The 13,843-nt window shown below is 52.1% G+C and carries 13 protein-coding genes; 6 read left to right on the forward strand and 7 right to left on the reverse strand.

Annotated features, from left to right (window positions below; all coding sequences use genetic code 11):
- Positions 1-7: 7 nt before the first annotated feature.
- The 7 genes from R2103_RS02830 to gatC form a co-directional block, all read right to left on the reverse strand.
- The gene (locus R2103_RS02830) at positions 8-202 is read right to left on the reverse strand and encodes a type II toxin-antitoxin system VapB family antitoxin (RefSeq protein WP_317530028.1); all 195 of its coding nucleotides are present in this window, start codon (positions 200-202) and stop codon (positions 8-10) included.
- 78 nt (positions 203-280) lie between these two features.
- The gene (locus R2103_RS02835; protein ID WP_317530029.1) at positions 281-820 is read right to left on the reverse strand and encodes a transposase; all 540 of its coding nucleotides are present in this window, start codon (positions 818-820) and stop codon (positions 281-283) included.
- A 45-nt stretch (positions 821-865) separates the two neighbouring features.
- Positions 866-2,038: a restriction endonuclease subunit S gene (locus R2103_RS02840; RefSeq protein ID WP_317530030.1), complete on the reverse strand. Its 1,173-nt coding sequence runs from the start codon at positions 2,036-2,038 to the stop codon at positions 866-868.
- Positions 2,035-3,660: a class I SAM-dependent DNA methyltransferase gene (locus tag R2103_RS02845; RefSeq protein ID WP_317530031.1), complete on the reverse strand. Its 1,626-nt coding sequence runs from the start codon at positions 3,658-3,660 to the stop codon at positions 2,035-2,037. The genes R2103_RS02840 and R2103_RS02845 overlap by 4 nt, the downstream gene beginning before the upstream one ends.
- Positions 3,661-3,746: 86 nt before the next feature.
- The gene (gene gatB, locus R2103_RS02850; RefSeq protein WP_317530032.1) at positions 3,747-5,186 is read right to left on the reverse strand and encodes an Asp-tRNA(Asn)/Glu-tRNA(Gln) amidotransferase subunit GatB; all 1,440 of its coding nucleotides are present in this window, start codon (positions 5,184-5,186) and stop codon (positions 3,747-3,749) included.
- Positions 5,187-5,232: 46 nt separating this feature from the next.
- Positions 5,233-6,681, reverse strand: coding sequence for an Asp-tRNA(Asn)/Glu-tRNA(Gln) amidotransferase subunit GatA (gene gatA / locus R2103_RS02855; protein ID WP_317530033.1), 1,449 nt, complete (start codon positions 6,679-6,681; stop codon positions 5,233-5,235).
- 100 nt (positions 6,682-6,781) lie between these two features.
- Positions 6,782-7,069, reverse strand: coding sequence for an Asp-tRNA(Asn)/Glu-tRNA(Gln) amidotransferase subunit GatC (gene gatC, locus R2103_RS02860; protein ID WP_090317486.1), 288 nt, complete (start codon positions 7,067-7,069; stop codon positions 6,782-6,784).
- Between the two features lie 129 nt (positions 7,070-7,198).
- On the opposite strand from gatC, the gene R2103_RS02865 reads away from it, so the two are divergent.
- The 6 genes from R2103_RS02865 (at position 7,199) to R2103_RS02890 (ending at position 13,813) form a co-directional block, all read left to right on the forward strand.
- Positions 7,199-8,257: a rod shape-determining protein gene (locus R2103_RS02865; protein ID WP_090317483.1), complete on the forward strand. Its 1,059-nt coding sequence runs from the start codon at positions 7,199-7,201 to the stop codon at positions 8,255-8,257.
- A gap of 77 nt (positions 8,258-8,334) precedes the next feature.
- Positions 8,335-9,225: a rod shape-determining protein MreC gene (gene mreC, locus R2103_RS02870; RefSeq protein ID WP_317530034.1), complete on the forward strand. Its 891-nt coding sequence runs from the start codon at positions 8,335-8,337 to the stop codon at positions 9,223-9,225.
- Between the two features lie 46 nt (positions 9,226-9,271).
- Positions 9,272-9,757, forward strand: coding sequence for a rod shape-determining protein MreD (gene mreD, locus R2103_RS02875; protein WP_317530035.1), 486 nt, complete (start codon positions 9,272-9,274; stop codon positions 9,755-9,757).
- Positions 9,754-11,682 carry a penicillin-binding protein 2 gene (gene mrdA, locus R2103_RS02880; RefSeq protein ID WP_317530036.1) on the forward strand — a complete coding sequence of 643 codons (1,929 nt, stop codon included), beginning with the start codon at positions 9,754-9,756 and terminating at the stop codon, positions 11,680-11,682. The genes mreD and mrdA overlap by 4 nt, the downstream gene beginning before the upstream one ends.
- 62 nt (positions 11,683-11,744) lie before the next feature.
- Positions 11,745-12,845, forward strand: coding sequence for a rod shape-determining protein RodA (gene rodA, locus R2103_RS02885; protein WP_317530037.1), 1,101 nt, complete (start codon positions 11,745-11,747; stop codon positions 12,843-12,845).
- Positions 12,842-13,813, forward strand: coding sequence for a septal ring lytic transglycosylase RlpA family protein (locus R2103_RS02890; protein ID WP_411172585.1), 972 nt, complete (start codon positions 12,842-12,844; stop codon positions 13,811-13,813). The genes rodA and R2103_RS02890 overlap by 4 nt, the downstream gene beginning before the upstream one ends.
- Positions 13,814-13,843 lie beyond the last annotated feature (30 nt).

The raw sequence follows: 13,843 nt of genomic DNA on the forward strand, positions 1-13,843 counted from the left end.
CCGGCGGTTATTCGCTGGTTTGCCGGCGAGGGATGATTTCCAACTGCGCTTCGGTGCCACCCAAGCTGGCCAGCCTTCTGGCGCTTTCGCGCTCGATCAGGGCTTTCAAGGCTTCTTTAACCAAGGCGGACTTTTCCTGAACGTGGGTCAGGGCCTGCGCTTTTTCCAGTAATTCATCATCCAATACGATGGTGGTTCTCATGGCTTTCCTCCGGATACGTCATCGAATGATGCGCTTTGTTGTGCACGAAGACAAGTAGGGGCCAATAATCATTGGCCCCTAGACATGGTAGGTATCCGTTTCCCAGCGCTGCGGATTGGTTTGAATGTATTCCGCAATTTTCAGGTAAGCATCCTCGTTGCGGATAATGTGCTCGTAATAATTGCGCTGCCAAACCGCATGAATATCGGTATTGGCGCGAAACCACCGGGTAACGCCAATTTTGAATCCCCTCACCATCGATCCAATCGTGCGGGATGTGCCATGTTGTAATGGCCGGGGTGTTTTTTTGGATGGTTGGGGCAAATAATCATTTGCCCCTACGTTATTTACCCCAACGGTAATAATCCCATGCACATGATTGGGCATCACCACGAATTCATCCAATGTGACCTGCGGAAAATGCTCGGGTATCGCACACCAGCATTTTTCAACGATCTGCCCCGCTGTATTCAACACCATAACCCCATCAACAATTTCCCCGAACAACGGCGCCCGGTTATGGGTGCAAACGGTAATGAAATAGGCCCCAGCCTGTGAATAATCATAACCTTGCAATCGAATCGATTTGCGCTGATGGATGGTTGGATTGTAGGTCATGGTGTTCTTTTATGTGGTGTTGTTGGGGCAAATGATTATTTGCCCCTACGGATAATCGACCCGCACCTCGCCGCTCATCAGTTTGGGGAGCAGGGTGTCGCGCAGGGATTCTAGGGTGCGGATTTGAATATGGTTTTTCTCAATTTTCTCCCATAAATTTTGAGCGATAACTGAAAATTCTTCCAACTTGCTATGTGGTGGAAGTTGGAAAGCAATAGAACCAATATCCGAAGGTTTCAAAGATGGATAAGTTGACGTAGAGCCTTCGGCTATCGTATGTAAATAATCCGTCATTTCATCATTGGTCAGAAGCAAGTATATGAAGTGTGGATCAATTTTTGTGCATGTTAAAACACAGAAACCAGTAGATACGACTAAATTTTCAATTGGATTCTTGATAATCCCATAGTGCTTTTGATCCGGCCTTACTGTAGAAATCAGAACATCATTATGCTGTACGAGACGTTTTGCCCTACTTGGTGCGTCATTCAAGGAAAAAGATTGAAAGCTCTCAATTTTTCCGCTAATTAGAGATCCGGTATCCAGATATTCGATTGTTTGGTATGGATAGTTTTTGTCGATACTTGCACGGTTTAACTCAACGAAATCGGCAATCTTTACTTCTTCCCAATTATCCTTCGCTTCCTCCACAAACCACTGCCTGAAAAGCGTTTCAGCCATGGCTTCGAGGGTTTTGTTCTGGCGGTGCAGCAGGTCGATTTTGTCGTCAAGACTGCTGAGGACGGAGGCGATAGCTTTTTGTTCGGGGAGAGATGGAAATGAAATATCAATTGATTTTATTTTTTCTCGTCCAAGCTCGACTTGACCAGTAGAGCCTTCGGCATAACTTTCAATCTCATCTTCTCGTTTTCTAAGATTATAAAAGACATATTGAGGGTAAGCTTTGTGATGATTTATACGAAGTATTGAAACATGACTATCTACAAGAAAAACACCATTCAGTTTAAACATTGCCACACGTCCGGCGGTACCAATCCCCGTTGAATTGATTAAAATATCACCAATGCGCAAGAGCTTATCATTTAGATAACTTTTCTCAACATTGTGATATTTAATATGGTCGATAGAAATAACCCCATGTCTTATACACTTCTGATTGATCACAGGAATGCCTTCGCCTTCTACATATTTTGGCGAGATCCCTCTATTTACATATTCTGCAATTTCGCCTATCGAGCATTCCTCCCACTTACTCACACCTTCACCCTCGCTAAACTCTCAACAATCGCCCGGTTCAACGCTGCTTCTTCCTGCAACTGCGCTTCAAATTCTGCCTTCAACGCGGCAAAGCGCTCGGGGAAAATAAAATCGTCTTCTTCGTCCGGCAGGCCGACGTATCGTCCCGGTGTCAGCACGTAATCGAGTTCGGCGACACGTTCCACCGGAACTGAGGCACAGAAGCCTTTGATGTCTTGATACGGCTGGATTCCCGCCTGTGCGGGAATGACGGCGGCGTTGCGCCAGGCGTGGTAGGTGCTGGCAATTTTTTGGATGTCGTCATGCGACAATTCGCGCGTGCGGCGGTTGATCAAATGGCCGAGGTTGCGGGCGTCGATGAACAGAATTTCGTGGGGGTGGCGGTGTTGTTGGGGCAAATGATTATTTGCCCGTACATCATTTGCCCCAACGTTATTTGCCCCTACGGTTGCGGCAATGCGATTCCGATTCAAAAACCACAATGCCGCCGGGATCTGCGTATTCAGAAACAATTTGGCGGGCAGGTTGACGATGCAGTCGATCAGGTTGCCATCGGTAATGAGGCGCTTGCGGATGTCGCCTTCGCCGGAGGTTTTAGAGGTGAGGGCGCCTTTTGCCAACACCACCCCGGCAATGCCGGTGGGCGATAGGTGATAGACGAAATGCTGTAGCCAGGCGAAGTTGGCGTTGCCGGGCGGCGGCGTGCCATATTGCCAGCGCGCGTCGCCGCGCAGTTGTTCGCCGCTCCAGTCGCTGACGTTGAACGGCGGATTGGCGATGATGAAATCGGCTTTTAGGTCTTTGTGCGCATCGTTCAGGAACGAGCCTTCGTTGTTCCATTTGACTTGCGAGCTGTCGATGCCGCGGATGGCGAGGTTCATTTTCGCCAGCCGCCAGGTGGTTTGGTTGCTTTCCTGGCCGTAAATGGAAATGTCGCTGATGCGGCCCTGATGTTCTTCGACGAATTTTTCCGATTGCACGAACATGCCGCCGGAGCCGCAGCACGGATCGAATACCCGGCCTTGGTATGGTTCGAGCATGTTCACCAGCAATTCGACGATGCTGCGCGGAGTGTAGAACTGGCCGCCTTGTTTGCCTTCCGCCAGTGCGAATTCCCCGAGGAAATATTCGAACACATGGCCGAGTACGTCTTGACTGCGCGCTTTGGCATCGCCGAGCGCAATATTGCCGATCAGGTCGATCAATTCACCCAGTGAGGTGGGATCGAGGTTTTGCCGCGCGTAGACTTTCGGCAGCACGCCCTTGAGCGATGGATTTTCCTTTTCAATCGCGTCCATGGCGGTATCGACATGAGTGCCGATAGCGGGTTGCTTGGCGTGCGCCACCAGATGCGGCCAGCGCGCTTCGGCGGGAACGAAGAAGACATTTTCCGCCTGGTATTCATCCTTGTCTTCCGGGTCGGCTCCGGCGAGATCGCCTTCACCTTTTTCAAGCCGGTCATGCAGTTCCTCGAACGCATCGGAAATGTATTTCAGGAACATCAATCCGAGCACGACATGCTTGTATTCGGCCGCGTCGATGTTCTTACGTAACTTGTCGGCGGCTTTCCACAGTTGCTTTTCCAGCGGTTCTTGTTTGATCTCTTTCGTGGCTTTCTTCATACCGGCTTCATTTCCTCGATGACAGAAAGCGCTTTACGGCCTCATTCTGTTGATCCGGTGCAAGGGCAAATCCATCAGGCGGTTGTTTAGCCGTCCAGCTTTTTCTTCAATATGGCGTTTACTTGCGCGGGATTGGCTTTGCCTTGGGTGGCTTTCATGATTTGACCGACCAGCGAGTTGAAGGCTTTTTCCTTGCCGGCGCGGTAATCGGCGACTTGCTGCGCGTTGGCGGCGAGGACTTGATCGACAATTTTCTCGATGGCGCTGTCGTCGGAAATTTGCTTCAGTCCTTTTGCGTCGATGATGGCGTCGGCATTCTTGTCCAGTTCGCCGTTCCACATACTTTCGAATACCGTCTTGGCGGCTTTGCCGGAGATTGTGCCGTCGCCGATGCGTTTCAGCAGCGCGGCAAGCTGCGCCGGGTTGATCGGGCAGGCGGTGATTTCGATGCCTTCCTTGTTCAATTGCGCGCTGATCTCACCCATAATCCAGTTGGCGCACAGTTTGGCTTGCGCGGGCAGTTCCCGGATGGCGGCTTCAAAGTAATCCGCCATTTCGCGCGAGCCGGTCAGCACGGCGGCATCATAGGCGGACAATGCAAATTCCGCTACATAACGGTCGCGGCGCGCTTGCGGTAGTTCCGGCAGGGCGGATTTGACTTGTTCGATCCAGCTTGCGGAGATCTCCACGGGTAACAAATCCGGGTCGGGGAAGTAGCGGTAGTCGTTGGCGTCTTCCTTGCTGCGCATGGTGCGCGTTTCGTCTTTGTTGGCGTCGTACAGCCGGGTTTCCTGGCGGATCGAACCGCCGTCTTCGAGAATTTCTATTTGCCGCCGGGCTTCGTAATCGATGGCTTTTTCCAAAAAGCGGAACGAGTTCAGGTTCTTGATTTCGCAGCGCGTGCCGAGTTTTTCCGTGCCGCGCGGGCGCACCGAGACATTCGCATCGCAGCGGAACGAGCCTTCCTGCATGTTGCCGTCGCAAATGCCGATCCAGCGCACCAGCGCGTGCAGCGTTTTGGCGTACGCCACCGCTTCCGCGCTGCTGCGTATATCCGGCTCGGAAACGATTTCCAGCAACGGCGTGCCGGCGCGGTTCAGGTCGATGCCGCTCATGCCGTGAAAATCCTCGTGCAATGACTTACCGGCATCTTCTTCCAAGTGCGCGCGCGTCAAGTGGACGGTTTTTTCAGCGCCGTCGACTTGAATCGCAATCGTGCCGCCTTGCACCACCGGCAATTCGTACTGGCTGATTTGATAGCCTTTCGGTAAATCGGGATAAAAATAATTCTTGCGCGCGAAAATAGACGGCGAATTGATTTTCGCGCCGACCGACAAGCCGAACTTGATCGCCCGTTCCACCGCGCCTTTGTTCAACACCGGTAGCACACCGGGCAGCGCCAGGTCGATCACGCACGCTTGCGTGTTGGGCGGCGCGCCATAGGCGGTGGAAGCGCCCGAGAAGATTTTGGAGTGCGTTGAAAGTTGCGCATGTACTTCAAGACCGATGACAATTTCCCACTGCATAATGAATGTTCCAGCTAAATATGTATTTCACAAATGAAGGTTAGTTTTAAACGGGCGACCGGCTATGCCAATCCGTAGCCAATTGGTACTGGTGCGCAACGTTGAGCATCTGCGCTTCCTTAAAATAATTGCCAATGATGTGCAAGCCGATGGGGCGGTTTTTGTCGCCGAAACCGATCGGAATCGACATGGCCGGCATGCCGGTCAGATTGGCCGCGCTGGTGTAGATGTCAGACAAGTACATCTGGATCGGGTCGCCGCTTTTTTCACCCAGATTGAAGGCGACCGTCGGTGTCGTCGGACCCATGATGATGTCGCATTGCTGGTAGGCTTCGGCAAAATCCTGCGCGATCAGGCGGCGCAGCTTTTGCGCTTTGATGTAATAGGCATCGTAGTAACCGTGCGATAACACATACGTGCCGATCAGAATACGCCGTTTCACTTCGGGGCCGAATCCTTGCGCGCGCGATTTGCGGTACATGTCGGCCAGATCGCTGTACGACTCGGCGCGATGGCCATAGCGCACGCCGTCAAAGCGGGATAAATTGCTCGATGCTTCGGCGGGCGCCAGCACATAATAAACCGGGATTGCCAGCGGCGCGTTCGGCAAGGAAATCTCAACCGTTTGCGCACCCAGTTTGCGGTATTCATCCAACGCTTTGTCGATTGCGCTGGCAACGTCGCTGCTCATGCCCTCGGCGAAATATTCCTTCGGCAGACCGATACGCAAGCCCGCTAACGGTTTTTGCAGATCGCGCGCATAGTCTTCGGCTTCGCGTTGCAGACTGGTGGAGTCACGCGGATCGAAGCCGGTCATGACATTCAGCAGCAGCGCCAGGTCTTCCGCCGATTTGGCCATCGGGCCGCCTTGATCCAGGCTGGAAGCGAAGGCGATCATGCCGTAGCGCGACACCAGTCCGTAGGTTGGTTTGATTCCCGAAATGCCGCACAGCGCGGCGGGCTGGCGGATTGAGCCGCCGGTATCGGTGCCGGTCGCTGCCGGGGCCAATCTGGCGGCCACCGCGCAGGCTGCGCCACCCGAGCTGCCGCCGGGTACCGCAGCATGATCCCAGGGGTTTTTCACCGGACCATAATAAGATGTTTCATTGCTCGACCCCATGGCGAATTCGTCCATGTTGGTCTTGCCGATGTTGACTGCACCGGCTTGATTGAAGCGTTCGATGACACCGGCGTCGTACGGTGAGACGAAATTCGACAACATTTTTGAACCGCACGTGGTCAGCCAGCCTTTGGCGCAGAAAATGTCTTTTTGCGCGATCGGAATACCGGTTAATGGACCGGCTTGTCCGGCGGCGATCATTTGGTCGGCTGCGCGCGCTTGCACCAGACTGATGTCTTCGTTGACGGTGATGAAGGCATTGTATTCCGGGTTAAGCTGCTTGATGCGTTGCAGGAATTCGCTGGTCAGTTCAGTGCTGGAAATTTTCTTTCCGGCAAGCTGAATCGAGAGCTGTTTAAGGCTGGCGTTAAACATGGATTTACTGATGAGAGAAAAATAAAATGTTGCGTATAATTGCGCTGTTCTTTAAGTCTTGTGCTTTCTTTGGCTTGCCTTGCTACGATAGTCTGTTCTGCTATTCAATAACTTGCGGCACCAGATACAGACCGGCTTCGACTTGCGGTGCTATTGATTGATATAATTCGCGTTGGTCGGTTTCAGTAACTTCATCTTCACGTAAACGCTGCACGACGCTTTGCGCATGAGACATGGGTTCCACTGTCGATGTATCGACCGCTTGCATGGATTCAATCAAATTGAAAATACCGGATAACTGAGTCAAAGTTTCTTTGGCCTCATTGTCGTCAATTTCGATATACGCAAGATCGGCAATGCGTTTTACGTCGCTAACAGATAAAGTCATTTTAATCGGTAACCTTATATTCAAATAACTATTAGAGTATCATGCCCCGTTTTAACCGGCGTATTATTTTTTGATGGTTTTATTTATTATTCGCTCTCATCATAATTATTAATAACGGATTCTGCCACTATGTTTAATTTCTTGAACAACAATATCCTTGGAAGCTATTTCTCAACAGACATGGCGATTGATCTGGGCACGGCGAATACGCTGATTTATGTCCACGGCCAAGGTATCGTGTTGGACGAACCCTCTGTAGTCGCAATCCGTGAAGAAAGCGGAGCCAACGGCAAAAAAATGATCCAGCAAGTGGGTCTCGCCGCCAAGCAAATGCTGGGCCGCACGCCGGGTAACATTACCGCGATCCGTCCGATGAAGGATGGTGTGATTGCCGATTTTACCGTTACCGAGCAGATGCTCAAGATGTTTATCCGCAGAGTGAATCCGCCGCGCCTGCTTTCCGCCAATCCGCGCATTGTCATTTGCGTCCCGTACGGCTCCACGCAAGTGGAACGCCGTGCGATTCGCGAAGCAGCTTATGGCGCAGGCGCACGTAAGGTGGAGTTGATCGAGGAGCCGATGGCGGCGGCGCTGGGTGCGGATATGCCGGTTGAGTCGCCCACCGGTTCGATGGTGGTCGACATCGGCGGCGGTACCACCGAAGTGGGCGTGATTTCACTGGGTGGTATCGTGTATTCCAATTCGGTGCGGGTGGGCGGGGATAAATTTGACGAAGCGATCATTAATTATATCCGCCGTAACTACGGCATGCTGATCGGCGAGGTCACCGCGGAAATCATTAAAAAGGAAATCGGTTCGGCTTTTCCCGGTTCGGAAGTGCGCGAAATTGAAGTGAAAGGCCGCAATCTGGCGGAAGGCATACCGCGCAGTTTCACCATTTCCAGTAACGAAATTCTGGAAGCGCTGGCGGAACCGTTGAACAGCATCGTCAGCGCGGTTAAATCGGCACTGGAGCATACGCCGCCGGAATTGGGTTCGGATATCGCCGACAAAGGCATGGTGATGACCGGTGGTGGCGCGTTGTTGCGCGATATTGACCGGTTATTGATGGAAGAAACCGGCTTGTCCGTTATTGTCGCCGATGATCCATTGACCTGCGTGGTGCGCGGCGCCGGTATCGCGCTGGAGAACATGGATCGGTCCATCGGCATTTTTGCCCGCGATTAAATCTATTAGTTGGTTAATTATTTTTATCTCTTTCCTTATTGGTTGAAAAATAAATCGATAGTTGAATACGGGACGTAATGGAAACAGTTCCTCAGTTTTTCAGACATGGCCCCGGCCCGTTCACGCGGCTGTTTGTATTCACCTTATTGTCCTGTTTACTCATCGCTGAAGATACGCGTCTCAAGTATTTCCCGCAATTCCGCCAGACCATCGGGGTGATCATCTTTCCATTGCAGAAAATTGCATATATTCCCGCCAGCATTTACGACCAAATCGGCGAATTCATCGCCAGTTTCTATTTGCTGGAAGAAAACGAGAAGCTCAGACGGCTCTATCTGGACAATCGTGAACAGCTGCTGAAATTGGATGCCCTGGAAGCCGAGAATGCGCAACTGCGCAAACTGCTGGGCGCGGTGCAGCAAATTGAAACGGCCACTAAAACCAAAGCGGTTCTGGCAGAAATTCTGTACACGCCGCGCGACCCGTTCAGTCATAAGATTACTTTGAATAAAGGCAGTCGGCATCATATCCAGCTGGGTCAAGCGGTGATTGACGATCAAGGCATCGTCGGGCAAATCACGCAGCTGTATCCCTGGTCGTCGGAAGTTACGCTGCTGACCGATAAGGATCATTCGGTGCCGGTGCAAGTGGTGCGCAACAGTTTACGTTCGGTGGTGTCCGGCACCGGTAGAAACGATGAATTGGAATTGCGCTATTTATCCGTTAACACCGATATTCAGCGTGGTGATCTGCTGGTGACCTCCGGAATCGGCGGGGTTTATCCTCCCGGTATTCCTGTTGCGGCGGTGTTAAGAATCGAACGCGATCCGACCGGTGATTTCGCGCAGATTATCAGTACCCCCGTTGCCGGTGTGGACCGGAACCGGCAAGTTTTGATTCTGGCGCTGGTGCAACCCGAATCCAACGAATCTCAAGAGACGCCTGCAATTGAACCCGGGAAAAATTAAAGCGGGCCATGTCAACAAGGACCAGTACATCAGACAGGATGTGTTCGTGCCTGCCAGTAATTGGTTTGTCGCCGCCAGTTTGATTGTTGCGTTGATTCTGAATTTCTTGCCGCTAGAGGGCGAATTCCTGTTGTTACGCCCGGACTTTTTAGCGCTTACGATCGCGTATTGGAATATTAATTATCCGCACAAAATGGGTATGAGCGTTGCTTTCGGCTTGGGGTTGATGATGGATGTCGGTAACGCTGGCATACTGGGGCAGCACGCCTTGGCTTATTGTATCGTGGTCTATCTCACTTTGGTTTTTGGCCGCCGGTTGCGGCTGTTCACGCCGGTAAAACAAGCGCCGCAGATTGGTTTGGTGTTGTTGATGATGCAGTGGATCATTGTATTGGTTGCACTATCGACGGATTCTTTATTACCGGATTGGCAATATTACCTGGCTACGGTGGCGGGAGCGTTACTGTGGGTGCCGGTTTCTTATCTGTTTACGCTGCTGCTGCGGCAAAAACCAGATCCTGATGCTTTATGAAACAACATGTTGAACTGAGAAATCATCCGGCCGAATTACATAAATTCCGTCTTCGCCTCAGCATCAGCGCGGGTTTTGTATTGATCCTGTTGTTGATTCTGTATGCGCGTTTCTATTACTTGCAGGTTATCCAGCAGGAACACTATCAGACGCTAGCGGAAGCGAACCGGATTTCCATTTCGCCGCTGGTGCCCAATCGCGGGCTGATTTATGACCGCAGCGGCAGGATACTGGCGCAGAATTATTCCGCCTACACGTTGGAAGTCGTGCCCAGTCAGATCAAGGATCTTGAAGCGACATTGAATGAATTGGCGGACATTATCGAGATCACGCCGACCGATCGCCAGCGTTTCAAAAAATTGCTGAAGGAAAGTAAGCGCTTTAAAAGCCTGCCGGTTCGAAGCCGCTTGACCGATGAGGAAATCGCCACTTTTGCGGTGAATCGTTACCGTTTCCCGGGGGTTGAAATTAAGGCGCGCGTGCTGCGGCAATACCCGGAAAAGGAGATTGTGTCGCATATTGTCGGCTATATCAGCCGCATCAACGATCAGGATCTCGATCAGCTGGAACGCGACGGCGAGCTGCATAATTATCGCGGTTCCCAGCACATCGGCAAAATCGGTATCGAACAGAGTTATGAAAAACAATTACACGGCATCACCGGTTTTGAGGAAGTCGAGACCGATGCGGCTGGCCGCTCCATTCGCGTATTGTCACGCACGCCGCCGCTTTCCGGCAGTAATCTGATTTTATCGCTGGATCTCGGGTTGCAGGAAGCCGCGGAAAAAGCATTCGGCGACCGCCGTGGCGCGCTGGTTGCGTTGGATCCAAATAACGGTGAAGTGCTTGCGTTTGTCAGCAAGCCGGGCTACGACAACAATCTTTTTATCGGCGGTATCGATCAGGAAAACTGGAATCTGCTCAACAAGTCGATTGACAGACCGCTCAACAACCGGGCGCTGCGCGGTGTGTATCCGCCCGGTTCGACATTCAAGCCATTCATGGCGCTGGCGGCGCTCGAACTGGGAAAACGCACGCCGGAATACAGCATGAGCGATCCCGGTTTCTTTTCCCTGCCGGGCGTCGATCGCCGTTACCGCGACTGGAAACCGGGCGGGCATGGCCGGGTTGATTTGCATAAATCGCTGGTTGTTTCATGCGACACCTATTACTACAGCCTTGCCAACGATCTTGGCATCGACAATATCCATAGTTTTATCGGTCAATTCGGTCTGGGCAAAAGAACCGGGATCGATATCGAAGGCGAAGTGGCCGGATTGCTGCCTTCGTCTGCCTGGAAGATGAGCCAATATAAACAGAAGTGGTACGCTGGCGATACCATCTCCGTATCCATCGGACAGGGCTATAATCTGGCCACGCCGCTCCAGCTGGCGTTCGCCACCATGGTTATCGCGAATAACGGCAAGGCGTATGCGCCACGTCTGGTGAAACAGATTCAGAACAGCCAGACCGGCGAAGTGGAGGATATCCCGGCGAAGCTGCTGTACAGCCTGAATCTCAAGCCGAAGAATCTGGAGGTGGTCAAGAACGCGCTGGTGGATGTGACCCGTCCCGGCGGCACTGCGGCAAAAGCCGGTGCCAATGCAGCGTATACGTTCGCCGGTAAAACCGGCACTTCGCAAGTGATCGCCATCAAACAAGGGGAGCGCTACAATGAAAAAGCGATCAACGAGCGGCATCGCGATCATGCGATGTTTATCGCCTATGCACCGGCCGAGAATCCCAAAATTGCCCTGGCGGTGCTGGTGGAAAATACCGGAACCGGCGGTTCGACTGCGGCACCGATAGCGCGGCAAGTGTTCGATTATTTCTTATTGGGAAAACCGTCCGAAGCGGCGATTGCGCAATTGGCCGAACCGGCCGCGGATCATGATCATAATCATCACCATCATGATCATTTATAGGTAATACAAACCGGCAGGCGATTACGGATGAAGAATCCGCCAATATACTGAAACTCTCCAGCATGGACGACATTAAAAAAATCTGGCACTTTCTGACACGCTATATCGATAGTTTTTTGCTGATCGGGCTGCTGACATTGATGGCTGTCGGATTGATCGTGCTCTACAGCGCCACCGGGGCGAATATGGCCAGGGTCAGCAATCAAGTGATCAACATGCTGATTGCGCTAGTGATCATGTGGCTGGTTGCGAATATTCCGTTGCAGCAGATTATGCGGCTGGCTTTGCCCATGTATATCCTCGGGCTGGTTTTACTGGTTGGCGTGGCTTTGTTCGGTGAAATCAACAATGGCGCGAGACGCTGGTTGAACATCGGCGTGACGCGCATTCAGCCGTCCGAATTGATGAAAATCGCTATACCGCTGATGATGGCCTGGTATTTCGACAAACATGAGATCACGTTGCGTCTGAAAGACTATATCGGCGCGACGGTGCTGCTATTATTGCCGGTTTTGCTGATTCTGCGGCAGCCTGATCTCGGCACCGCCATTCTGATTGCCTCGAGCGGTTTTTACGTGCTGTTTCTGGCGGGGTTGTCGTGGCGCATCATTATCGGATTAATGGTGGCGGTGGCGGGCAGTTTGCCGGTATTCTGGACGGTCATGCATGATTATCAGCGGCGGCGCATTATCACGCTGCTTGATCCTTCACAGGATCCGCTCGGTGCGGGGTATCACACCATACAATCTTCCATCGCCATCGGTTCCGGCGGGATTGTGGGCAAAGGGTGGCAGAACGGCACGCAGACGCAATTGGATTTTCTGCCGGAACAGAGCACTGATTTTATCTTTGCGGTTTTTTCCGAAGAGTTCGGATTGATGGGGAATACGGTATTGCTGCTGCTGTATTTATTGGTGATCGGCCGGTGCCTGGTGATTACCGCCAATGCCTCGACACAGTTTACGCGCTTGATTGCCGGTTCAATTACACTGACTTTCTGTACTTATATCTTCGTTAACATGGGCATGGTTAGTGGTATCCTTCCGATCGTCGGTGTTCCGCTGCCATTGATCAGCTATGGCGGCACGTCGATGGTGACAATGTTGCTTGGTTTTGGTATTTTGATGAGTATTCAGACGCATCCTAAACTTGTAAAGACATGACAAACCTGTATTCAAGATTTCACAAGGCGCATCACTATTTGTCCGCAAGAACCGCGCCGGGCGCTGGAATGGCCTCGGTGATGGTGTTAGCGTTATTGACCGCTTGCAGCACTACACCGCAATATCCCGGCACTATCGCATCGAAGCAAAAAAACAAATGGGTTGCGTCTCTACCGGATACCGGCAAGGGCCCCGGTTCAGCCGCCAGAAAAAGCGGAGGATATTATCTGGACGATGGTCCGGAGGATAATCCCCCGGCTGACTTGCATCTGGTTCCGGATGCGGTGCCCAAGGCCGAACCGTTGCGGCAGGCCAATATGCAGCCTTATGTTGCCTTGGGAAAGAATTTCAAACCGATGACGGAATTGAAGTCGTATAAAAAACGCGGCATCGCTTCCTGGTATGGCCGCCGTTACCATGGCAATAATACCGCCTCGGGTGAAGTCTACGACATGTATGCCATGACCGCGGCGCATCCTACCTTGCCCTTACCCAGTTATGCCCGGGTGACCAATCTGGATAATGGCAAATCCGTGATCGTGCGTTTGAATGATCGCGGGCCGTTTTTGTCCGACCGCTTGATCGATTTGTCGTATACCGCAGCCTATAAGTTGGGCATTCTGGCGGGTGGCAGCGGCCGTGTTGAAGTCGAAAGCATCGTGCTGGAAGGTTCGGCCGCATTGGCCAGCGCCAAACCGTCGGCATCGCTGTCCGCAGCCGATAGCGATGCGGTGATGAATATGGTTTACTTGCAATTGGGTGCATTCGGCTCATCCGATAACGCGCATAATTTTCTCACGCAAGTCCGGCAGAAGCTTCCATCGCTCAAGGACGCCGTCAGTATTACAAAAAATAACGGCTTGTATAAAATTCACGCCGGTCCTTATCCCGACCAAACGGTTGCGAAACTGGCAGCCAACACCATCAGCCAGCAACTGGCGATAACACCCGTACTGGTGACCGACTAAGCCGGGGCAAAAAAAATCCCTATTGCAAGC

Source organism: Nitrosomonas sp. Is24, from assembly GCF_033063335.1.
Classification (GTDB): domain Bacteria; phylum Pseudomonadota; class Gammaproteobacteria; order Burkholderiales; family Nitrosomonadaceae; genus Nitrosomonas.